General features: G+C 44.8%; 20 protein-coding genes, 1 tRNA gene and 1 riboswitch. Of the genes, 8 read left to right on the forward strand and 13 right to left on the reverse strand.

Annotation, left to right across the window (positions count from 1 at the left end):
* Positions 1 to 22 precede the first annotated feature (22 nt).
* Both L0991_02505 and L0991_02510 read left to right on the forward strand, forming a co-directional pair.
* Positions 23 to 361 (forward strand): Grx4 family monothiol glutaredoxin, encoded by a 339-nt coding sequence (locus tag L0991_02505; GenBank protein ID XGB62951.1) that lies wholly within the window; start codon positions 23 to 25, stop codon positions 359 to 361.
* 96 nt (positions 362 to 457) lie between these two features.
* Positions 458 to 1,087 carry a DsbA family protein gene (locus L0991_02510; GenBank protein XGB62952.1) on the forward strand — a complete coding sequence of 210 codons (630 nt, stop codon included), beginning with the start codon at positions 458 to 460 and terminating at the stop codon, positions 1,085 to 1,087.
* Positions 1,088 to 1,278: 191 nt separating this feature from the next.
* Here the strand turns inward: L0991_02510 and L0991_02515 are convergent, their stop codons facing one another.
* Positions 1,279 to 2,604 (reverse strand): Na+/H+ antiporter family protein, encoded by a 1,326-nt coding sequence (locus L0991_02515; GenBank protein ID XGB62953.1) that lies wholly within the window; start codon positions 2,602 to 2,604, stop codon positions 1,279 to 1,281.
* Between the two features lie 64 nt (positions 2,605 to 2,668).
* Positions 2,669 to 3,313, reverse strand: coding sequence for a ribonuclease T (gene rnt / locus L0991_02520; GenBank protein XGB62954.1), 645 nt, complete (start codon positions 3,311 to 3,313; stop codon positions 2,669 to 2,671).
* 188 nt (positions 3,314 to 3,501) lie between these two features.
* Between rnt and L0991_02525 the strand changes: the two genes are divergently transcribed.
* Positions 3,502 to 4,383, forward strand: coding sequence for an OmpA family protein (locus L0991_02525; GenBank protein ID XGB62955.1), 882 nt, complete (start codon positions 3,502 to 3,504; stop codon positions 4,381 to 4,383).
* Positions 4,384 to 4,488: 105 nt separating this feature from the next.
* Here the strand turns inward: L0991_02525 and L0991_02530 are convergent, their stop codons facing one another.
* The 10 genes from L0991_02530 to L0991_02575 form a co-directional block, all read right to left on the reverse strand.
* On the reverse strand, positions 4,489 to 4,923 hold the full coding sequence (locus L0991_02530) for a DUF2753 domain-containing protein (GenBank protein ID XGB62956.1): 435 nt from the start codon (positions 4,921 to 4,923) through the stop codon (positions 4,489 to 4,491).
* A 200-nt stretch (positions 4,924 to 5,123) separates the two neighbouring features.
* Positions 5,124 to 5,540 (reverse strand): lactoylglutathione lyase, encoded by a 417-nt coding sequence (gene gloA, locus L0991_02535; GenBank protein ID XGB62957.1) that lies wholly within the window; start codon positions 5,538 to 5,540, stop codon positions 5,124 to 5,126.
* A gap of 107 nt (positions 5,541 to 5,647) precedes the next feature.
* Complete coding sequence (nth, locus tag L0991_02540) at positions 5,648 to 6,283, reverse strand: endonuclease III (GenBank protein XGB62958.1); 636 nt, start codon at positions 6,281 to 6,283, stop codon at positions 5,648 to 5,650.
* Between the two features lie 169 nt (positions 6,284 to 6,452).
* A complete protein-coding gene (locus L0991_02545; GenBank protein XGB62959.1) occupies positions 6,453 to 7,145 on the reverse strand; it encodes an electron transport complex subunit E in 693 nt (230 codons plus the stop codon).
* Positions 7,145 to 7,774 (reverse strand): electron transport complex subunit RsxG, encoded by a 630-nt coding sequence (rsxG, locus tag L0991_02550; protein XGB62960.1) that lies wholly within the window; start codon positions 7,772 to 7,774, stop codon positions 7,145 to 7,147. The genes L0991_02545 and rsxG overlap by 1 nt, the downstream gene beginning before the upstream one ends.
* A gap of 13 nt (positions 7,775 to 7,787) precedes the next feature.
* Positions 7,788 to 8,834: an electron transport complex subunit RsxD gene (gene rsxD / locus L0991_02555; protein ID XGB62961.1), complete on the reverse strand. Its 1,047-nt coding sequence runs from the start codon at positions 8,832 to 8,834 to the stop codon at positions 7,788 to 7,790.
* The gene (rsxC, locus tag L0991_02560) at positions 8,834 to 11,416 is read right to left on the reverse strand and encodes an electron transport complex subunit RsxC (protein ID XGB62962.1); all 2,583 of its coding nucleotides are present in this window, start codon (positions 11,414 to 11,416) and stop codon (positions 8,834 to 8,836) included. Before rsxC ends, rsxD begins: the two co-directional genes overlap by 1 nt.
* Positions 11,417 to 11,423: 7 nt before the next feature.
* Positions 11,424 to 12,017: an electron transport complex subunit RsxB gene (gene rsxB / locus L0991_02565; GenBank protein ID XGB62963.1), complete on the reverse strand. Its 594-nt coding sequence runs from the start codon at positions 12,015 to 12,017 to the stop codon at positions 11,424 to 11,426.
* Between the two features lie 2 nt (positions 12,018 to 12,019).
* Entirely contained in the window at positions 12,020 to 12,598 is a 579-nt protein-coding gene (rsxA, locus tag L0991_02570) for an electron transport complex subunit RsxA (GenBank protein XGB62964.1), read from the reverse strand.
* A 1,381-nt stretch (positions 12,599 to 13,979) separates the two neighbouring features.
* Positions 13,980 to 14,055: transfer RNA gene (locus L0991_02575), tRNA-Asn, on the reverse strand.
* Positions 14,056 to 14,564: 509 nt separating this feature from the next.
* Here L0991_02575 and uvrB point away from each other — a divergent pair.
* The 3 genes from uvrB to L0991_02590 all read left to right on the forward strand — a co-directional run bounded on the left by uvrB (position 14,565) and on the right by L0991_02590 (position 18,641).
* Positions 14,565 to 16,595 carry an excinuclease ABC subunit UvrB gene (gene uvrB / locus L0991_02580; GenBank protein ID XGB62965.1) on the forward strand — a complete coding sequence of 677 codons (2,031 nt, stop codon included), beginning with the start codon at positions 14,565 to 14,567 and terminating at the stop codon, positions 16,593 to 16,595.
* Positions 16,596 to 16,884: 289 nt separating this feature from the next.
* Positions 16,885 to 18,273: a sigma-54 dependent transcriptional regulator gene (locus L0991_02585; GenBank protein ID XGB62966.1), complete on the forward strand. Its 1,389-nt coding sequence runs from the start codon at positions 16,885 to 16,887 to the stop codon at positions 18,271 to 18,273.
* 23 nt (positions 18,274 to 18,296) lie between these two features.
* On the forward strand, positions 18,297 to 18,641 hold the full coding sequence (locus tag L0991_02590; protein ID XGB62967.1) for an Hpt domain-containing protein: 345 nt from the start codon (positions 18,297 to 18,299) through the stop codon (positions 18,639 to 18,641).
* A gap of 77 nt (positions 18,642 to 18,718) precedes the next feature.
* On the opposite strand, the gene L0991_02595 is transcribed toward L0991_02590, so the two are convergent.
* A complete protein-coding gene (locus L0991_02595) occupies positions 18,719 to 19,606 on the reverse strand; it encodes a YvcK family protein (protein XGB62968.1) in 888 nt (295 codons plus the stop codon).
* Positions 19,607 to 19,800: 194 nt separating this feature from the next.
* Positions 19,801 to 19,953: riboswitch (molybdenum cofactor riboswitch) on the forward strand.
* On the opposite strand from L0991_02595, the gene moaA reads away from it, so the two are divergent.
* Both moaA and moaB read left to right on the forward strand, forming a co-directional pair.
* Complete coding sequence (gene moaA / locus L0991_02600) at positions 19,942 to 20,931, forward strand: GTP 3',8-cyclase MoaA (protein XGB62969.1); 990 nt, start codon at positions 19,942 to 19,944, stop codon at positions 20,929 to 20,931. (Overlaps the previous riboswitch by 12 nt.)
* A gap of 85 nt (positions 20,932 to 21,016) precedes the next feature.
* Positions 21,017 to 21,529, forward strand: coding sequence for a molybdenum cofactor biosynthesis protein B (gene moaB, locus L0991_02605; GenBank protein XGB62970.1), 513 nt, complete (start codon positions 21,017 to 21,019; stop codon positions 21,527 to 21,529).
* Positions 21,530 to 21,532 lie beyond the last annotated feature (3 nt).

Genomic DNA, 21,532 nt, shown 5'->3' on the forward strand with positions numbered 1-21,532 from the left:
GTAATCCATTAACGAGGAAGCAATGGAAACTATCGATAAAATCAAACAGCAAATTGAAGAAAACACTATTCTACTGTACATGAAAGGTTCTCCTAAGCTACCTAGCTGTGGTTTCTCTTCTCAAGCGTCTCAAGCTCTAATGGCATGTGGCGAAAAATTTGCTTACGTAGATATTCTACAAAACCCTGATATCCGTGCAGAGCTACCAGCTTACGCACAATGGCCAACTTTCCCACAGCTTTGGGTTGAAGGTGAGCTAATCGGTGGTTGTGACATCATTCTTGAGATGTTCCAAAAAGGCGAACTTCAGCCAATCATCAAAGAAGCAGCAGCGAAAGTTGCTGGCGATGACGCTGAGTAAGTTCTAGCCTTTTCGCTGAACAGTAAAATGAGGGGCCTTAATTAGGCTCCTTTTTTGTTGGAATTGATTGAGAGTCGACTCGATAAGGAACGAACAATGAACGTAAAACTTCATTATGTACATGACCCGATGTGCAGCTGGTGCTGGGGATACAAACCAACACTGGAGTTACTAAAACAACAATTGCCTGCGAGCATTGAGTTCAACTACGTAGTAGGTGGCTTGGCTCCGGATTCTGATGAACCAATGTCAGAAGAGATGAAAGGCAAGTTGCAAGCTATCTGGAAGCAGATCGAAGCCAAATTAGGTACAGAGTTCAATCATGAATTCTGGACTGAGTGCCAACCGGTACGAAGCACTTACCCTGCGTGTCGTGCTGTTATTGCTGCGGGTTTCCAAGACCACTACGAGCAGATGCTTGAAGCGATTCAACACGCATACTACTTGCGTGCAATGCTGCCGCACAGCGAAGAGACACATAAGCAATTGGCTGAAGAGCTAGGCATGAATGTGCAGCAATTTGAGAACGATCTTGCAGGTAAGCTACTTGAGGGTGAGCTAGAAGATCAACTGAGCTTCAAACATGCGATGGGTGTGCATTCTTACCCAACTCTAATGCTCGAAGTCGACGGTATCTTCACTGAAGTTGAGCTGGATTACCACTCATCAGAAACGACACTTAAGTCGATTAGAGAAGTTCTATTAAAGAGCGCTCCTACTGCTTAATTGACGATACTCAATCGTATTATTCAAAACTACTTCAAAGGCTTGCTCGTAAGAGTAAGCCTTTTCTTTTGTTATACCGTAAGGTTTTTGTAAATAGCCTGGCGGGAGAAATACTGGATACAAAAAAGACCGCACTAGGCGGTCTTTTTAAGTTTTGAAAATTGATTCTGACTATAGAACCTAGCTATAAGCTACAGAACCATAGCTGCAATCCAACCGAATACGATCAGTGGGATGTTGTAGTGTAGGAATGTAGGTACAACGGTTTCCCATACGTGCTCATGTTGGCCATCAGCATTAAGACCAGACGTTGGACCTAACGTTGAGTCAGAAGCCGGAGAGCCTGCATCACCAAGCGCTGCTGCTGTACCAACTAGAGCAATAGTTGCCATTGGAGAGAAACCAAATGCTGCCGCTAGTGGAACGTAGATAGTTGCAAGGATTGGAATCGTAGAGAACGAAGAACCGATACCCATAGTTACCAGTAGACCAACCACCAACATAAGTAGTGCAGCTAGAGGCTTGTTGTCACCAATGCTTGTTGAAAGTGCTTCAACCAAAGATTCAACGCCACCAGTTTGCTTCATTACTGCTGCGAAACCTGCCGCGGCAATCATGATGAAACCGATCATTGCCATCATGTGTACACCTTTGGTAAAGACATCTTGTGTCTCTTTCCAAGCAATTACGCCACCGAAAGTGAAGACCATGAAACCAGCAAGTGCACCGATGATCATTGAACCAGTCGATAGCTGAACCGTTAGTGCTGCAACAATACCTGCTGCTGCTACTAGGATGTGTTTCTTGTTGATCTGTTTCGCTTCAGTTGAAACAACCGTGTGAGACGTTTCTTTGTATTGGCGAGGCTTACGGTAAGTGAAGAACACTGCCGTTAGAAGGCCAAAGATCATACCAGCAGCTGGTAGTAGCATTGCCATTGGAACTTGGCTCGCCACTACACTTTCAAGACCGTTGTCGTGAAGGTTCTTAAGTAGGATGTTGTTTAGGAAGATGCCACCAAAACCGATTGGTAATACCATGTATGGCGTAATCAGACCAAAAGTAAGCACACATGCAACCAGACGACGGTCTAGGTTCATTTTTGCGAATACGCCTAATAGAGGTGGGATTAAAATTGGGATGAAGGCGATATGCACCGGAATCACGTTTTGCGATGACATTGTCACTAGGATCAAAGACGCTAGGATGCCGTATTTAAGACCAGTCGATGCCGTGCTGTTCTCTTTACCGTGAATGCGTTTAATAACACTTTGAGCAAGTAGGTCTGTGATACCAGAACGTGAGATAGCAACAGCGAATGTACCAAGCATGGCATAGCTAAGTGCGATAGTTGCACCGCCGCCTAATCCACTTTCGAAAGCCGCGACTGCATCGTTCAAGCTCATACCAGAGGCTACGCCACCGATAATTGCACTGAACGTCAGAGCAACGACTACGTTTACGCGCATCAAAGCTAAAACAAGCATGATGCAAACTGAAATTACAACAGGATTCATATTATTCTCGGGATGTTGTGTTCTTTATTAAAGGTAATACGACAATACGTTTACCGATTCTATTTTATTCTTCGTCAACAAGCGGCCAACCACCAAGGGCTTTCCATTTGTTTACTATGCCGCAAAATAACTCAGCGGTTTTTTGCGTATCATACAAAGCAGAGTGTGCTTCTTTGTTGTCAAAATCCATCCCTGCAGTGCGGCAAGCTTTAGCCAAAACGGTTTGACCGTAGGCAAGACCACTAAGAGCTGCAGTGTCAAAAGTAGCAAATGGATGGAAAGGGACGCGTTTAAGCTTACAACGCTCACTTGCCGCATTGACGAAGTTTAAATCGAATGTAGCATTGTGAGCGACCATGATTGCACGGCTGCAATCTGAAGCTTTTTGTTCTTTTCTCACTAGCTTGTAGATTTCTTTAAGGGCTTCTTGTTCAGACACTGCGCCGCGTAATGGGCTAAATGGGTCTTTAATTCCGTTAAAGTCTAATGCTGCCTGCTCTATATTTGCGCCTTCAAAAGGCTCAATGTGAAAATGAAGCGTTGATGCTGGGTGCAGATCTCCGTTTTCATCCATTTTTAATGTAATGGCACAGATTTCTAATAATGCATCGGTTTCTGCGTTAAACCCTGCGGTTTCCACGTCGATGACCACTGGAAAATAGCCACGGAAGCGTTTTTTTAGGGTCAGAGCTTCGTTTTCTACAATCATGTTAGCCCAAATAAGTGTGATTAAGGCTGCATTATTGCAGATAATAGCAGTGATAAAAACTAGGAAAGGGCAATAAATCACAAATTACCAAGCGCGTTTCGGCTTGATAATTGCATATTTAAACTCAATAGAAATAGGCGGCAATTGGCTGCATTGTTAAACGAATTGCTTAAGAGATACTCCACTTTATGAAGAAACAACTCATAACAGGTTCAATGCTATTTTCGCTCCTTATGTCGTCATCAGTGATGGCACAAGAAAAGCGTTACGGAGCATCTCCTCAACAGTCGACATGGGAGATGGTGGCTAACACGCCACTAGAATGTCGCTTAGTGCATCCTATCCCCAATTTCGGTGATGCTGAGTTCTCATCCCGAGCGAGTAAGAAAATCATTTTAGATTTTGAATTGAAAATGCGTCGTCCGATGGGCGCGACTCGTAATGTCAGCTTGATCTCTATGCCGCCACCTTGGCGCCCAGGCGAGAGTGCCGATCGTATGACAACCATCAAGTTCTTTCAGCAATTTGATGGTTACGTTGGCGGTCAAACGGCTTGGGGTATCCTGAGTGAGTTAGAGAAAGGGCGCTATCCAACATTTAGCTACCAAGAGTGGCAGAGCCGAGATCAGCGTATTGAAGTGGCGTTATCGTCGGTTTTGTTCCAAGAGAAATACAATGTGTTCAGTGATTGTATTGCTAACTTGTTGCCGTACAGCTTCGAAGATATCTCATTCACTATTTTGCATTACGACCGTAACAGCGATCAGCTAAACAAGTCGTCACGTAAAAGGCTTAGTCAGATTGCTGAGTATGTTCGTTACAACCAAGATATTGACCTTGTTTTAGTCGCGACCTACACCGATTCGGCAGACAGCAAAGGCATTAGCCAAAACCTGTCAGAACGAAGAGCTGAGTCTTTAAGAGAGTACTTTAAATCTCTTGGTTTGCCGGAAGACCGCATTCAAGTGCAAGGCTATGGCAAGCGTCGCCCAATTGCTGATAATAGCTCGCCAATTGGTAAAGATAAGAACCGACGTGTGGTTATCTCCCTAGGTAGAACGCAAGTCTAAGCTGGTAGCGAAAGACCTTAAACGAAAAAGCCCGTCACAATGACGGGCTTTTTGTATCTGAAATTTAGTTAAATCAACTCGATATGTGCCTATAGACGGGTTTGCTTAGTTGAGGCGGAAGCGAGCGATCATTTCGCAGTTAGTCGCGGTATCGATTTTTTCCACCATAGAGGCAATTTTAGGGTTTGGGTGGCGTTTCATGAAATCGATAAGTGCTTTTTTACAACAGCCAATAGAATCAATAAAGCTAGCACATTGTGTATTGGGACACTGAGGGATCAGAGTCAGTACTTTCTCTGAAGCTAATTGAAGATATTTAAGTTCATACTCGGTATCACCCGCCCAGCGCCAGAATTGCGCAAGGTTATGACAAGATATTACCGAGATCAGTAACCGCTCATCAGCCTCTATATCTGTACGCTCAGTGATCTCCTCACTTAGGTTCAGTGCCTGCTGATAATGAAGAATACTTCGTACAGGATCGTCGAGCTGCAATGCCGTGTCGGCGAGTAACGTGTGTTTTTCCCATTCGCTAATCATTGTATTACCTCACTAATCAATAGGGTTGATAATTTAAATGATAATCATTATCAAGTAAAGTTTCATCGGTGAGATTGTTAATAATTATTGGTAAAGAATATCGATTGTGGGGGAGTGATAAAAAAGAAGCGAGCATAGTGCTCGCTTCTCTATTCATTTCATCAGGCGTTCTAGCCTAATCTCGCAACGGTACTTCTGAATTAACCTTCTAGACCCGCACTCGCTTGTTTGTTTTGAATCAGCTCAATCATGTAGCCGTCAGGATCTTTAACGAATGCGATGTGTGTAGAACCACCTTTTACTGGGCCTGGTTCACGAGTCACGTTACCGCCTGCTGCTTTAATCGCGTCACACGTTGTGTAGATATCATCAACACCGATAGCTACGTGGCCGAAAGCCGAACCAAGGTCGTATTCAGTCGTCCCCCAGTTGTATGTCAGCTCAATCACTGCACCTTGCGACTCGTCACCAAAGCCAACGAAAGCTAGCGTGTATTCGTACTCTTTGTTTTCGTTCTTACGTAATAGCTGCATGCCCATTACATTTGTGTAGAACTCGATAGACTTATCTAGATCACCCACGCGTAGCATGGTGTGTAAAATACGACCGTTTGACATGATTTGCTCCTAGCTTTAACTATGTTTACGTTTTTGTAATTCTGTTTTATGCCGCCAGACAATGGCGATACTGTTTAGCCAATAGGCTTGTGGTTCTGGTTTATGAACTAGACGTCAGTTTTCTCTTTAAACTCACACAGGTCTTCAATAATACAGCTGCCACAGCGAGGCTTACGCGCGACACAAGTGTAGCGACCATGAAGAATAAGCCAGTGGTGGACATCCAGTTTGAACTCTTTTGGAACCACTTTAAGTAGCTTGGCTTCGACATCATCGACTGTCCTACCCATGGCGAACTTAGTGCGATTCGATACACGGTAGATGTGAGTATCAACGGCAATAGTTGGCCAGCCGAAAGCAGTGTTCAATACGACGTTGGCAGTTTTACGGCCAACACCAGGCAGGGCTTCCAGTGCGGCGCGATCTTCTGGTACTTCACCATTGTGAAGATCAAGCAGCATACGACATGTCTTAATGGTGTTTTCTGCTTTCGAATTAAACAGACCGATAGTCTTGATGTACTCTTTCAGACCATCGACACCTAGGTCAAAAATTGCTTGTGGGGTATTAGCAACAGGATAAAGCTTATCTGTGGCTTTGTTCACGCTGACGTCAGTTGCCTGTGCAGATAAAAGTACCGCAATCAGAAGTTCGAAAGGGCTACTCCAATTTAGCTCAGTCTCTGGCTTTGGATTGTTTTCCCTTAAACGCTCAAGTATTTGTACTCGTTTTACATTGTTCATAGCGACATTACTTTCAAATAGTTAGGGCAGAGCTCTGGAGTTGGTATTCAATAAGCTCGAAAACTCAGGCCGTATCATCGGTTACGCGCTCTTATGAGCGTCATTGTTATGTGTATTTGTTATATCTATTTTCTGCCGAGCGGTTGAGCAGCTCAGCAGGTTTTTGTTGTTAAGCGTTGGTCACGCGGGCACGCTCAATAACCGGTTTTTCTGGTTTTGGTTGTTTCGATTTTGCTTGATGATCGATGATGTTTTTTAACGCAATCAAGAAACCAACACCAATAAAGGCACCCGGTGGAAGTAGAGCAAGCAAGAAGCTGTTATCAAATTGGAAAATTTCGATTCTTAAGGCTGATGCCCAATCACCAAGTAGCAGATCTGCGCCATCAAATAGGGTGCCATTACCAATGATTTCACGCATTGCGCCCAATACCACCAATACAGATGTCATACCAAGACCCATCCAGAAGCCATCTTGAGCGGCAGGTAATACTTCATTTTTAGAGGCGAAGGCTTCTGCTCGACCAATGATGATACAGTTGGTTACGATCAGTGGGATGAAGATACCGAGAGATAGATACAGGCCATACGCGTAAGCATTCATCAGCAGCTGAACACACGTTACCAGCGATGCAATGATCATCACGAACACCGGAATACGCACCTCTTTTGGTACATGATTACGAACCAGAGAAACAGCAACATTCGAACCGACTAATACAAGTAGAGTCGCTATACCGAGCCCAAGTGCGTTGGTCACCGTTGAAGAGACAGCCAATAGCGGACATAACCCAAGCAGTTGTACTAGGGCAGGGTTGTTGGCCCACATGCCATTTTTGATTAGTGTTTTATGATCACTCATTATTCACCACCACAATTTAGAGGTTGAGCAAGCAATGCTTGGTTGTTTTGGTTGACGTATTGGACCGCTTGTTTGACAGATTTCACTACCGCTCTAGGGGTAATGGTCGCGCCAGTAAACTGATCGAAGTCACCACCGTCTTTACGAACTTTCCAACGGTCAAGATTAGAGTCCGTTACTTGTTTACCGGAAAAAGAAAGAATCCAATCACTCACACGTAGATCAATCTTATCACCCAAGCCTGGAGTTTCTTGGTGAGAAAGTACACGAGTGCCTAAAATAGTACCGTCGATTTTCATACCGACGATCACCTTAATCGCACCGTTATAACCGTCTGGTGCAATTGCCTCGATCGCAATCGCGCTTGGCTCACCATTGATTTTGGCGATGTAAGCGGGCATCGCTTTCTCTGTACCAAGCTCTTCTGCTTGAACCAAAGTACAAGACGAAAACAGTTCGTTGTCGTGAAGATCGTGTGGGATCACCTGGTTAAGTACAGATAGCAACTGAGCCTGTTCTTGCTGTTTGATCTGATCTTTTGTTAGGTAGTGGGTTACCGCCACTAAACCTGTCGATGCACAGGCAAAAATCGCGAGCACAAGGCCGTTTTTCTTAATAGCATTTAGCATGATGTCCGCTCCTTTAGTGGCCGTATGTACGAGGCTTGGTGTAGTAGTCAATCAGTGGAACACACATGTTGGCTAACAATACAGCAAACGCAACGCCATCAGGGAAGCCACCCCAACTGCGGATAATAAACACTAACGCACCAATTAGCGCACCAAACACCAAGCGACCTTTAACTGTCGTCGAAGCCGAAACTGGATCTGTTGCAATAAAGAATGCGCCAAGCATAGTCGCGCCAGACAGAAGGTGAATGGTTGGAGAAGCGGTTTCACCAGGAGTAAGCACTAAGAACACTAAGCTAAACAGAGTAAGACTGCCGATGAAAGCCACTGGGATATACCATTGAATAACACGTTGCTTAATCAGCACTAAACCGCCGATTAAGTAAGCAAGGTTTACCCACTCCCAGCCTACGCCAGCTAACCAGCTGAATTGCGGTTGAGATAGTGCTTCTGAAGCCGTATTACCTGCCGTTAATGCCGTTTTGAATGCATCAAGTGGCGTCGCCATTGTGGTGCCATCAATACCAAGGCGTGCTTGTTGCAGAGACAAACCCTCGTTATTGAAGCCCGTGAATATCATCAAGAATGAGTCAATAAAGCTTGTTGCTTCTGCTGTCAGGCTCGCGGGTGCATTCCAACTCGTCATTTGAACTGGGAAGGAAATCAGCAAAACAACGTAAGCAACCATCGCAGGGTTAAATGGGTTCTGTCCTAGGCCGCCGTACAAGTGTTTCGCGATAATAATAGCGAAGAACATACCAATAACGAGGATCCACCACGGAGAGTGTGGAGGAATGGCGACGCTCAGTAGCCAAGCGGTTACAACGGCACTGTAATCACGCAGCGCCATTACTGGTGGACGTTTTCTTAACAGCATTACGGCTGCTTCAAAGATAACAGCAAGTGCAATAGCAAATACTAACTGGATGAGGGTACCCCATCCAAAGAAGTAGGTTTGAGCTAGTAGACCTGGCAATGCACAAATAGCTACCCATTTCATTAGATTTGGGGTGCTTCTACGACTGTGTGCGTGCGGTGAGCTGGCGATAAAGAAGGCCACTACTCTTTCTCCTCATTGTTCTTTTTATCTAGCTCTTGCTGTGCTTTTCTTGCTTTAGCACGAGCAATAGCGGCAGCAACGGCTGCTTTTTTAGGATCGACTGACTGTGATTGAGTCTCAGCTACCACTTCAGTCTCTTTCTCGGTTACAGGCTTAGGAGTGATTTCTTGTGCTTCAACCTGTTTAGCTTGCTGAGCTTTTTTCGCCTTAGCGCGTGCAATAGCGGCAGCAACAGCAGCTTTCTTAGGGTCGACAGCTTCTGGTTGAGTTTCAGCTTCAACTTCGAGTACTGGCTCAGGAGTTTCTACTGTCTCAGCTTGTGTCGCTTGCTGTGCTTTCTTAGCCTTAGCGCGAGCAATAGCGGCAGCAACGGCTGCTTTTTTAGGATTGACTGGCTCTTGTTGAGTTTCAATTTCAACTTCAATTGCGGATTCAGGTGTTTCTTCTATTTCAGTCTGTTTCGCTTGCTGTGCTTTCTTCGCTTTAGCACGAGCGATAGCGGCAGCAACAGCATCTTTCTTAGCGTCACCAGAGCTTTCAGCAGGAGCACCAGAAGCTGATGCTGCTTGTTGTGCTTTCTTCGCTTTGGCGCGAGCAATAGCGGCAGCAACGGCGTCTTTCTTAGCGTCACCAGAGCTTTCTGCTGGAGCTTCAGAAGCAGCTTCCGCTTGTTGAGCCTTCTTCGCTTTAGCACGAGCGATAGCGGCAGCAACGGCGTCTTTCTTAGCGTCACCAGAGCTTTCAACTGGAGCTTCAGAAGCAGATTCTGCTTGTTGTGCTTTCTTCGCTTTGGCGCGAGCAATTGCAGCTGCAACAGCGTCTTTCTTGCCATCACCAGAGTTGTCGGCTTGAGTTTCTGCAGAAGCTTGTTGAGCTTTGCGCTCTCTAGCTTGTCGTTTACGCTCTTCGCGCAGTTTCGACATTTCAGAGTTGTCAGGTTCAGCGCCGTTTTCCTTCAGAGCTGCAGCTTGTTTCGCTTTTGCCTTTGCAATAGCGGCAGCAACCGCAGGTTTCACTGCTGGCTCTTCATTCGGAGCCTGCTCCGCAGCAGCTTTTTGCGCTTTAACACGAGCAATAGCAGCAGCAATAGCATCATCACCGCCAGATGTTTTCATATCTTTACGGCGGTTATCTGCAGCTTTCTTAAAGCGGTTTTCACGCTCGGCTTTATCACGCTCCATACGAGCGTTCTTCTCTTCAAAGCGAATCTTGGCGCGCTCTGCAGCAGCGGCTTCATCTTTTCGAGTTTTGATTTCAGCTTTTGCTTGGCGATAGTACTGAACAAGAGGGATTTCGCTTGGGCAAACAAATGCACAAGCACCACATTCAATACAGTCTTTAATATTTAGCTCTTCACACTTGTCCAGCTCATTGGCTTTCGCGTGCCATTGCAGCTGTTGAGGCAGTAGAGAGGCAGGACAAGCTTCGGCACAAGCACTGCATCGAATACATTCCATCTCGTAAGTGCTTGGCGCAATCTCACGACGTGTTGGCGCTAAAATACAGTTCGATGTTTTAGTGATCGGTACATTGGCATGTGGCAAGGTAAAGCCCATCATCGGGCCACCCAGAATCAAACGCGGTAGCTTTTTATCGGCTTTATAGCCAAACTCTTCGAGCAACTCGTGTACAGGTGTACCTAATAGTGCCCAAACGTTACGAGGTTGCTTAAAAGTCTTACCGGTTAAAGTCACGACGCGGTTAACTACGGGTTCACCGTCGATTACAGCTCTCTTAATAGAGTAGAGAGAGCCAACGTTCTGAACTAATACACCAATGTCAGCAGGGATGCCACCAGCAGGAACCTCTTTATTAGTGAGGATCTTAATCAGCTGTTTCTCACCACCTGAAGGGTATTTAGTTGGGATCACGCGAATGACGATGTCTTTGTCTTTCGCGGCAACCTCAAGTGCTTTAATTGCCGCTGGCTTGTTGTCTTCAATACCGATAACGGTCAGTTTTGGTTGAAGGATGTGTTCAACTATCTCAATGCCTTTTAGTACTTCTTCGGCATGTTCTTGAAGCAACTTGTCATCTGATGTGATGTAAGGTTCACACTCAGCTGCATTGACGATCAGAATATCAGTACGGCCTAGGCCTGATTGGAGCTTTTTCGCCGTAGGAAATCCCGCGCCGCCCATACCTGAGATACCGGCTTGGCGAATCACATCAAGCAGCTCGTCTGAGGTTTTCGTTGAAAAGTCTTCAACGGGATTTCGTTCAATCCAAGCGTCTAAGCCATCAGGTTTAATGACCACACTGAGTTCGCTCAAGCCTGAAGGGTGAGCGGTAGTTCTTGGTTCGATAGCAGTAATCACACCTGATGTAGGTGCATGTACCGGCAATGTAAAACCAGTATCTAGAGCCGTTAGTTGTTGGCCTTTCAGTACTGTGTCACCGGCAGCAACCAATAAGTTACCAGGCTTACCGATGTGTTGTTTGACCGGAAGGACGATTTCTTCTGGAAGCCTTGCATGAACGATACCAGTGGTATTGGACTGTTTCTTGTTTTCAGCAGGATGCACGCCGCCTGGGAAGGTCCAAATAGAGCCCGTGCGAATTTGTTCAATTAAAGAGATCATACTAACCCTATGCCTTAGGCTCTGACGCGGTCGCATCAGTTGCTTGGTTAGTGATATCCGTAACAGGAATGATGTTCATCTGCCATTTCCAATTTTCAGTCGTTGTTGCCACTGGAATCATTTCAATACAGTCAGTAGGGCACGGCGCGACGCAAAGATCACAACCAGTACATTCATCTTTAATTACTGTGTGTAGTGCCTTAGTACCACCAACTATGGCGTCGACAGGGCAGGCTTGAATACATTTAGTACAGCCGATACACATATCTTCATGAATGAAGGCAACAGTTTTTACTTTGTTATCTAAGTCGTGAGCGGAGTCTTCAACTTCTACGCCCATTAAGTCTGCTAGCTTCTCAATGGTTGCTTGGCCACCAGGAGGACATTTATTGATCTTGTCTCCGTTAGCAATCGCCTCTGCGTATGGGCGACAACCTGGGTAGCCACACTGGCCACATTGAGTTTGCGGTAAAATTGTGTCGATTTGATCGACGATAGGATCGGCTTCTACTTTGAAGCGGATAGAGGCGAAGCCCAAAATAGCGCCAAAAACAGCGGCTAAAACAGCTAACGCAATGATCGCAATTAAAATGGTACTCATGGTTATTTCACCAACCCAGTAAAGCCCATGAATGCCAGAGACATTAGGCCTGCTGTGATCATCGCTATCGATGCGCCTTTAAATGGCATTGGAACATCAGCAACCGCAATACGTTCACGCATTGCAGCAAATAGGATCAGAACAAGGGAGAAACCTACCGCCGCGCCGAAACCATAAACGATCGACTGGATGAAGTTATGGTTTTCATTGATGTTCAAGAGTGCCACGCCTAATACCGCACAGTTGGTGGTGATAAGGGGTAGGAAGATACCCAATAGTCGATAAAGAGTCGGGCTGGTTTTGTGAACCACCATTTCCGTAAATTGAACCACGACTGCGATAACCAAAATGAAACTCATGGTACGCAGGTATTCAATACCCAGAGGGGTAAGGATGTAGGTTTCTACTAGGTATGCAGAGACCGACGCTAACGTCAGAACGAAAGTCGTCGCGAGGCCCATGCCAATCGCAGTCTCCAGTTTCTTGGAGACTCCCATGAAAGGACATAGCCCTAAAAACTTCACTAGCACAAAGTTATTGACCAGCACAGTGCCAACCAACAACAAAAGGTATTCGGTCATAATGGATTAATTCTTGAGATTCCGATCCCGATATTATCCTGCTTTGCTCACCTAATAACAACCAGTGAACGGTGTGGTTTTGTATGTCTGATGGAAATTTATACGCTTAATAACAGGATAGCAGATGGAGCAACAATAAATCGGACGATCTAAAACCTACCAGGACTACACCTTGTACTGAAATAATTAGTCTACTTGAGAGTCGTTTATTGATAAGAAAATTAACAATTTTAACGGGTAAGCGGACTGATTTTATTGTTTTGGCCGTGTATTTCCTCTGCTATTGGAAGGTATGGATTGGTATGAAAAGGGAGGGCACTCTAACCGAACTGGTTATTGTTTGAAAAATCAGTTTGCACAAATAGATAGGTATATTTCTGCTGCAAATATTAGACCGAAGAGCACTATTACTCGATGAGCTCAGGGGCGGGAGCATTGAGCATCGCTAGGTCGCGCTTTAAAACAGCGAACTTATATATGAAGTTTACACCTATTGTGGGTGTCTCTGAGAGAGTTCTGGGCTCCTAAAAGTTTGTAGATCAAAACGACGAAAGCTCCGCTGATATCTTTGAAGTAATCATATTCTAACTTCTGATTTTTCTTGAAATTATTTGATTGTCAGTACTATTTAATTCTTTTCGTTTAAGGTGGTTCGTCAATCATTTAAGTGTGTTCAATGGTGAAGAACGAGCTTTGGTTGCCAACATAGCCACGCCTTTTTCATTGTTGAAGTAAAGGCCGTATCTGAGACGTTTTTTAGCAACTACTGAATGATTAAAACTGGTTAGAGCGGTTTGTTGTTTTAATAAGATATTGAATTATGAACTTTGACGGATACTTTGAAAAAATACAGATTCAAATAGAAAAGGTTGACTCACTCGAAGATCTACTAGTGTGGCGGAAGCGAATCAACATAGGCCACTCAGGCCTTTCATTTAGAACGGAGCAAGGCACCCTAACTTCTCACTGTTATCGAAGGTTTAAAGACGAAGAACCACAAGAAGCAGACTGCAATTAATGGCTATAACTCGAACGCGGGCGGCTAGCAGGGCCCGACATTTCGGCTGAGACATTAACTTGGAACAAGTCAGTCGCAGTTAAAACGAAAAAAGCTCAATCGAAAGGTTGAGCTTTTTCTAGAATTAGGACTTCCCATGTCGGGTCTCGAACGCGGGCGGCCAGCTCTGAGACATTGGTTTGGTACAAACCAGTCGCTTTAAAACGTAAAAAGCCGCATCAAGTGATGCGGCTTCTTTAAATTTGGCTCCCCTTGTCGGGACTCGTACGTGGCCGACTAGGTCTGAGACATTAACTTGGAACAAGTTAGTCGCAGTTAAAACGAAAAAAGCTCAATCTTTCGATTGAGCTTTTTTTTAGAATTTGGCTCCCCCTGCGGGACTCGAACCTGCGACATACGGATTAACAGTCCGCCGTTCTACCAACTGAACTAAGGGGGAATTGCTTGTTAGCGACGCGAATTTTAATAAGACTCCTTTTTTCTGTCAATAAAAAATCACAGAAAAAAATCAGATAAAAAACTTTACTTTCTTGAATGCCTTATTGGATTTGGCTTTGCTTTAGTTATCCACCAAAATTGTGGATAAGTGTGTGTGTGAAACTTTAACAACATTAGCTGGGATAAATCTGAAAATGTAAAAAATCGATCTAACTTGATGTATTTAAAGGGGAGTTTGCAATTTATTAAGATTGTATAACTTTTCTTGATTACAAAGGGAACAGTAAAACAAGCGGTATTTTTAGATTTTTTGGGGAAAAGTAGTGGATTAAAATTCGAGTAATTTAGCTGAGGAAACTTTGCAGGGGCACGGATAATACCAAGTTCTAAAATTAAAAGCTATAACTGATCTCTAATCTTAAGATGCATTTCTCCAGATAATAGTTGCATCGACACTCCTCCTAGAGTGACAATGACCTGATTAAAAAAACAGTATGGAAATGGCGACCTATGAGTAAACTTTTTGATTTGGTATCGGACTACAGTCCGTCCGGTGACCAGCCGACTGCGATTACCCAATTACTAGATGGACTGGATTCTGGTCTCGCACATCAAACTCTATTAGGGGTAACGGGGTCGGGTAAAACCTTTACGCTTGCTAACGTCATTTCCCAATCTCAAAGACCAGCAATCCTATTAGCGCCGAATAAGACGTTGGCGGCTCAACTCTATGGTGAAATGAAGTCTTTCTTCCCAAATAACGCTGTTGAGTATTTCGTTTCTTACTATGACTACTACCAACCGGAAGCCTATGTTCCAACCACGGATACATTTATTGAGAAAGATGCCTCTGTAAACGCTCATATTGAACAAATGAGGCTCTCTGCGACCAAGGCCCTGTTAGAAAGAAAAGATGCCATTATCGTTGCGTCTGTTTCCGCTATCTATGGTCTGGGTGATCCTAAGTCTTATTTGAAAATGATGCTTCACTTGAGCCGTGGAGAGATCATGGATCAGCGCGATATCTTGCGTCGTTTGGCCGAACTTCAATATTCCAGAAACGATGTAGCGTTTGAGCGTGGTCAGTTCCGTGTTCGTGGTGAAGTGATTGATATATTCCCGGCTGAATCCGACCAAGATGCAGTACGAATCGAGATGTTTGATGATGAAGTCGACTGTATCAGTATCTTCGACCCACTAACTGGCGCAATTAAACAAAGAGATTTGCCACGCTTTACGGTTTATCCAAAGACTCACTACGTGACACCGAGAGAAAAAATCCTTGAAGCGATCGAGAACATCAAAGATGAACTGCGAGATCGTGCCCAATACCTCAAAGACAATAATAAGCTTCTCGAAGAGCAACGCATCTCGCAAAGAACTCAATTTGATATCGAGATGATGACAGAGCTTGGTTTCTGCTCGGGCATTGAAAACTACTCACGTTACTTGAGTGGTCGTGCTGAAGGTGAAGCGCCTCCAACATTATTCGACTATTTGCCTGCTGATGGTCTGCTGATCATCGATGAGTCACACGTTACCGTGCCGCAAATCGGCGCGATGTATAAAGGTGACCGCTCTCGTAAGGAGACCTTGGTTGAATTTGGTTTCCGTCTTCCTTCTGCTTTAGACAACCGACCAATGAAGTTCGATGAGTTTGAATCGATTGCCCCACAAACGATTTTTGTTTCAGCTACGCCAGGTAATTACGAGCTTGAAAAGTCCGATGGTGAGGTTGCTGATCAGGTTGTTCGTCCAACGGGGCTATTAGACCCGATTATTGAAGTAAGGCCAGTAGCGACTCAGGTGGATGACTTGTTGTCAGAAATTAGAATACGTTCAGATAAAGATGAGCGTGTATTGGTGACGACGTTAACCAAGAGAATGGCAGAAGACCTAACTGAATATCTCACAGAACACGGTGTGAAAGTGCGTTACTTACACTCAGACATCGATACTGTAGAGCGTGTAGAGATTATTCGAGATCTCCGTTTGGGCGAGTTTGATGTGTTAGTGGGTATTAACTTACTTCGTGAGGGCTTGGATATGCCTGAAGTATCGCTGGTGGCGATTCTGGATGCTGATAAAGAAGGCTTCTTGCGTTCTGAACGCTCTCTGATCCAAACGATCGGTCGTGCAGCTCGTAACCTAGAAGGTAAGGCGATCTTATACGGCGACTCAATCACTAAATCGATGAAAAAGGCGATTGATGAAACAGAGCGACGCCGAGAGAAGCAGCAGGCTTATAACGAAGAGCAAGGTATTACGCCACAAGCTCTGAAGCGTAACATTAAAGATATCATGGAGTTGGGTGATATCACGAAGTCGAAGCAACAACGTCAGTCTAAACAGGTGCCATTGTCTAAGGTGGCAGAGCCTTCACAGAGCTATGCTGTGCTGACGCCACAACAACTCGATAAAGAGATCAGTAAGCTAGAAGCGGCGATGTACCAACATGCTCAAAACTTAGAGTTTGAGTTGGCGGCACAGAAACGTGATGAAATTGAGCAGCTGAGAAAGCAGTTCATTACCAATAGCTAAACGTTGCCTATATTAGTCAAACCTTCCTTTTGATGGTGCTCTAGACAAAAAAACAGCCAGTAGGAATTGTTCTACTGGCTTACGTTTGTGAACACTAAGTCCACTAACAACGTCAGTTGGCTAGGTGACCCGAAGGTCATCTTAATGACTGCATCCTTCATGCCATATAGATAAGATATTGATTGTTTGAAGTCGGTATAGAAATACAATACAAATATTGTGGCTAATTTGCATAATGCAAAGCGGAATGCGACTATAATAAGAAATGCAAATTATAAATGGCTAGGATATGCAATCAAAAACGCTAGATAACAAATCAAAGTATTTGTTGATGGTAGAGGATACCGCCTCGGTAGCAGCTTTGTACCGCTCGTATCTTACACCGCTCGAAATTGATATCAATATTGTCGGCACTGGTCGCGATGCAATTGAGAGTTTGAATCATCGAATCCCTGACCTAATTTTATTAGATCTACGTCTACCTGATATGACGGGTATGGACGTGCTATTTGCGGTTAAACAAAAGTACCCTGAGGTGCCTGTTATCTTCATGACAGCTCACGGTTCGATTGATACTGCCGTTGAAGCGATGCGTCATGGTTCTCAAGACTTCCTTATCAAACCGTGTGAAGCTGACCGTTTACGTATTACGGTCAACAACGCAATACGTAAAGCGACGAAATTAAAGAACAGTTCAGAGCACCCTGGAAACCAGAATTATCAAGGTTTCATTGGCAGTAGCCAAACTATGCAGCAGGTGTACCGAACTATTGATTCTGCCGCATCGAGTAAAGCGAGTATTTTCATTACTGGTGAAAGTGGTACCGGTAAAGAGGTCTGTGCAGAAGCTATTCACGCTGCGAGTAAGCGTGGTGATAAGCCGTTTATTGCAATTAACTGTGCTGCGATTCCCAAGGACTTGATTGAAAGTGAACTGTTTGGTCACGTGAAAGGGGCATTTACAGGGGCAGCAACAGATCGTCAAGGCGCTGCTGAGCTGGCTGATGGTGGCACCTTGTTCCTTGATGAGCTCTGTGAGATGGACCTTGAGTTACAAACCAAGCTTTTGCGTTTTATCCAGACTGGTACCTTCCAAAAAGTGGGTTCTTCGAAGATGAAGAGCGTGGATGTTCGCTTTGTTTGTGCGACCAACCGTGACCCATGGAAAGAAGTACAAGAAGGGCGCTTTAGAGAAGATTTGTACTATCGTTTGTATGTAATTCCTCTACACTTGCCGCCATTGCGTGAGCGTGGTGAAGATGTCATTGAGATTGCATACTCACTGCTAGGTTACATGTCAGTGGAAGAGGGCAAAGCGTTTGTGCGTTTTGCTCAGGAAGTTCTTGATCGTTTTAACCAATATGAGTGGCCGGGTAACGTTCGTCAGCTGCAAAACGTATTGCGAAATGTCGTGGTATTGAACAACGGCAAAGAGATCACGCTTAATATGCTTCCACCACCGTTGAATCAACCGATTGAAAATAGCCTACGCTTGAAAGAGAAGCAGAGTGAAGACATTACGGTGAAAGATATTTTCCCACTGTGGATCACTGAAAAAACGGCTATCGAGCAGGCGATTAAAGCGTGTGACGGTAATATTCCGCGAGCGGCTGGTTTCTTGGATGTGAGTCCGTCGACTATCTACCGTAAGTTGCAAGCGTGGAACGCAAAACAGTAATCACCAAACGATAAGACATAACAATGACCAAAGTATTGAATCAGCAAAAAGTTGATGAGCTTGCCGGTGAAATAGGGCAAGAGAATGTTCCGGTGTTACTGGAGATCTTTTTAGGTGAGTTGAAAGGCTATTATGAGCACCTAGAGATCAATAAGGAGTCAGATACTTCAAAGTATTTAGCGGATATCAGCCATGCCCTAAAGAGCAGTGCTGCGAGCTTTGGTGCTGACTCTCTGTGTAGCTTCGCTATTGGTTTAGACAGCAAAGTAAAACAGTCACTTCCAATTACTGATGGCGATTTTGAAGATATGCAGTCACTGCTGCTTTCAACGTACACTGAGTATCAACAATTGATGACGGATCTCTAACGCAGAGAACGACCACAGAAACTAAAAAAGGAGCATCGTGCTCCTTTTTGTTTTTCGCTTGAGCTGAACTTATTGCTTTAGGCCAGTTGAGCTTCGATCGCTTGTTGTAGTTTCACGCGGTCATGACGCCAATCTCGATTCGCAGACGCAAGATCCGTAGTGACACAGTTCCATTGGCCTTCAAGCTCGGGATGTGGTTCATTACCAAGAACAATGTCTATCTTGCGTGCTTTGCAGGTACGTTCACACCACTCAAGTTGCTCCTCAAGTGTCATTTTACCCGCTGGGCCGTGTTCTGGTGATAAGTTTTCGACGAAGACGAGCTTAGCATGGGTATTGTCGGAAATCGCTTTACCAATTTCTGGCAGCAGCAGTGGTGGCATCACACTGGTCAAAAAGCTGCCTGGCCCAAGCACGATGCAATCCGCTTGTTCTACAGCAGCCACCGCTTCTTTTGTTGCTGGAACTTCTGGCGACAGATCCATCATGCGTAGTTTCTCTGTCATGTCATCGACGTTGGTTTCGCCGGTTACCCAGTGTCCATCCATCGACAATGCGGTAAGGTCTGACGGATGCTCAGTCATTGGGACAATATTGACATCGACCTTCAACATATTGCGAATTAGGTTAATTGCTTCTAGCGGGCGAACGGAAAGGTTGTCTAACGCGGTTAGCATTAGGTTGCCTAAGTTATGGCCATCGAGTTCGCCTTGTCCACGAAAGCGATACTCAAACATCATAGAGCTAATAGAGGGTTCTGTGATCAACTGATTTATACAGTTGCGGGTATCACCCCATGCAATGCCGCCCTGGCAATCTCGAATGCGTCCTGTGGAGCCACCGTTGTCAGTTGTAGCAACAATGCCGGTTGCGTTACTACCAAAATCTTTTAATGCCGCCAGCATACGACCTAAGCCATGGCCACCACCGATTGCGACCACTTTCTTTGAAGTGTAAATGTTCATTTTTTATTCTTGTTAGAGGATTACCAGCTATAATTTAGGTTAAATGCTTCTCGCCAGATACTCAACAAGAGTTATTTTGAGCGTTTGACACGTTTTTTTTGCCGATGTGACTCGTTTTTTGTCATCAGAGCTAGATTCACGTACAAATATTAAGTATTTTATTACTCAGCTACTGCGCGTTCGAATATAACGTGCAGTTGCCATAACTCCGAGCTCTCGCATGCTAAGTCGCACAGTGGTATTTGCTGTACCGATACGCATTAAGAGCCAGTGACATGTTGTCACAAGGGCTTAATTGGAAATGATTATGCCTCCCGTGTTTGGAAAGGTGTTCCGTGGCGCAACAATTCGAAGATAGATTCCATCGCAAGTTTTATTACTTGCGCTTGTCGGTTACAGACGTCTGTAACTTTAAATGTACTTACTGCTTGCCGGATGGTTATAAACCGTCAGGGCAAAAAAACTCGTCTTTTTTAAGTGTTCCCGAGATCAAACGTGTCGTTAAAGCGTTTGCAGATTGTGGCACCTCAAAGATCCGCATTACAGGCGGAGAGCCGAGCCTGCGTAAAGACTTCCCCGAAATTATTCAAACCGTTGCCAACACTCCCGGTATAAAAAAAGTTGCTACTACAACTAACGGCTACCGCATGGAGAAACAAGTAGGGCAGTGGCGTGATGCTGGTTTAACTCATATTAATGTAAGCGTAGATAGCTTAGATCCGCGCATGTTCCATCAGATCACTGGTGAGAATAAGTTTACTGAGGTAATGCGAGGCATTGATAAAGCGTTTGAGGTTGGCTTTGAACAAGTCAAAGTAAACGTAGTATTGATGAAAGACCTCAATAGCCAAGAGTTACCTGCCTTCCTTAATTGGATTAAAGACAAACCGATTCAACTGCGTTTTATCGAGCTGATGAAAACCGGCGAGATGGATGAGTTGTTTGATAAACACCATGTGTCAGGTGTCGCGATTCGTAACCAGCTCATTGCTAATGGTTGGTTGCTTAAAGTGAGAGCCGTTAATGATGGCCCTGCGCAAGTGTTCGTTCACCCGGACTACAAGGGTGAAATTGGTTTGATCATGCCTTACGAGAAAGACTTTTGTGAGAGTTGTAACCGACTGCGCGTTTCTGCGACCGGTAAGCTTCACCTATGTCTGTTTGGCGATCACGGTGTTGAACTGAGAGATTTGATTCAAGAAGATCAACAAGAGCAAGAGCTCATCGATCGAATACAGGCTCAGCTACAAACCAAGTCCGTTAGCCACTTCTTACATGATGGCAACAGCGGTATGACTCCAAACTTGGCGTCAATCGGCGGTTAACCCGCATACACTCAAACGTATTTTATCGCTCAGCTTATTTAGGCTGAGCGAATCAGTCTAATGAAAAATTTATATAGGTGAACAAATGGGTCACGCAGAAAGCAAATTTCAAGCAGCAAACATTGCAGTACTAACAGTTTCAGATACACGTACAGAAGAAAACGATACGTCAGGTGGTTACTTAGCTGAGAATGCTAAAGAAGCAGGCCACAACGTGGTTGATAAGCAAATCGTTATCGATGACATGTACAAGATCCGTGCGATCGTGTCTAAGTGGATCGCTGACGAAAGTGTACAAGCGATCATGATCACTGGCGGTACTGGTTTCACTTCTCGTGACAGTACTCCTGAAGCGCTTAAGCCACTGTTCGACAAAGAAGTAGAAGGCTTTGGTGAGTTATTCCGTCAAGTGTCTTACGAAGAGATCGGCACCTCGACAATTCAATCTCGCGCAATTGCGGGCTTTGCGAACCACACGGTTATCTTTGCAATGCCGGGCTCTACAGGCGCTTGTCGTACAGGTTGGACTAAGATCATCAAGCAACAGATGGATGCTAGCCACCGCCCTTGTAACTTCATGCCACACCTTTCTGTATAAGGC

The sequence above is a fragment of the Vibrio chagasii genome, assembly GCA_041879415.1.
Taxonomy (GTDB): Bacteria; Pseudomonadota; Gammaproteobacteria; order Enterobacterales; family Vibrionaceae; genus Vibrio.

Excerpts from the sequence above, each read along its gene's own strand:
- L0991_02505 (XGB62951.1), top strand. The coding sequence starts at position 23 with ATGGAAACTATCGATAAAATCAAACAGCAAATTGAAGAAAACACTATT.
- L0991_02595 (XGB62968.1), bottom strand. The coding sequence starts at position 19,606 with ATGAACATTTACACTTCAAAGAAAGTGGTCGCAATCGGTGGTGGCCAT.
- L0991_02530 (XGB62956.1), bottom strand. The coding sequence starts at position 4,923 with ATGATTAGCGAATGGGAAAAACACACGTTACTCGCCGACACGGCATTG.
- rnt (XGB62954.1), bottom strand. The coding sequence starts at position 3,313 with ATGATTGTAGAAAACGAAGCTCTGACCCTAAAAAAACGCTTCCGTGGC.
- L0991_02545 (XGB62959.1), bottom strand. The coding sequence starts at position 7,145 with ATGAGTGATCATAAAACACTAATCAAAAATGGCATGTGGGCCAACAAC.
- L0991_02510 (XGB62952.1), top strand. The coding sequence starts at position 458 with ATGAACGTAAAACTTCATTATGTACATGACCCGATGTGCAGCTGGTGC.
- nth (XGB62958.1), bottom strand. The coding sequence starts at position 6,283 with ATGAACAATGTAAAACGAGTACAAATACTTGAGCGTTTAAGGGAAAAC.
- L0991_02585 (XGB62966.1), top strand. The coding sequence starts at position 16,885 with ATGCAATCAAAAACGCTAGATAACAAATCAAAGTATTTGTTGATGGTA.
- uvrB (XGB62965.1), top strand. The coding sequence starts at position 14,565 with ATGAGTAAACTTTTTGATTTGGTATCGGACTACAGTCCGTCCGGTGAC.
- L0991_02525 (XGB62955.1), top strand. The coding sequence starts at position 3,502 with ATGAAGAAACAACTCATAACAGGTTCAATGCTATTTTCGCTCCTTATG.
- L0991_02515 (XGB62953.1), bottom strand. The coding sequence starts at position 2,604 with ATGAATCCTGTTGTAATTTCAGTTTGCATCATGCTTGTTTTAGCTTTG.
- moaB (XGB62970.1), top strand. The coding sequence starts at position 21,017 with ATGGGTCACGCAGAAAGCAAATTTCAAGCAGCAAACATTGCAGTACTA.
- rsxA (XGB62964.1), bottom strand. The coding sequence starts at position 12,598 with ATGACCGAATACCTTTTGTTGTTGGTTGGCACTGTGCTGGTCAATAAC.
- rsxC (XGB62962.1), bottom strand. The coding sequence starts at position 11,416 with ATGATCTCTTTAATTGAACAAATTCGCACGGGCTCTATTTGGACCTTC.
- rsxG (XGB62960.1), bottom strand. The coding sequence starts at position 7,774 with ATGCTAAATGCTATTAAGAAAAACGGCCTTGTGCTCGCGATTTTTGCC.
- L0991_02590 (XGB62967.1), top strand. The coding sequence starts at position 18,297 with ATGACCAAAGTATTGAATCAGCAAAAAGTTGATGAGCTTGCCGGTGAA.
- gloA (XGB62957.1), bottom strand. The coding sequence starts at position 5,540 with ATGTCAAACGGTCGTATTTTACACACCATGCTACGCGTGGGTGATCTA.
- rsxB (XGB62963.1), bottom strand. The coding sequence starts at position 12,017 with ATGAGTACCATTTTAATTGCGATCATTGCGTTAGCTGTTTTAGCCGCT.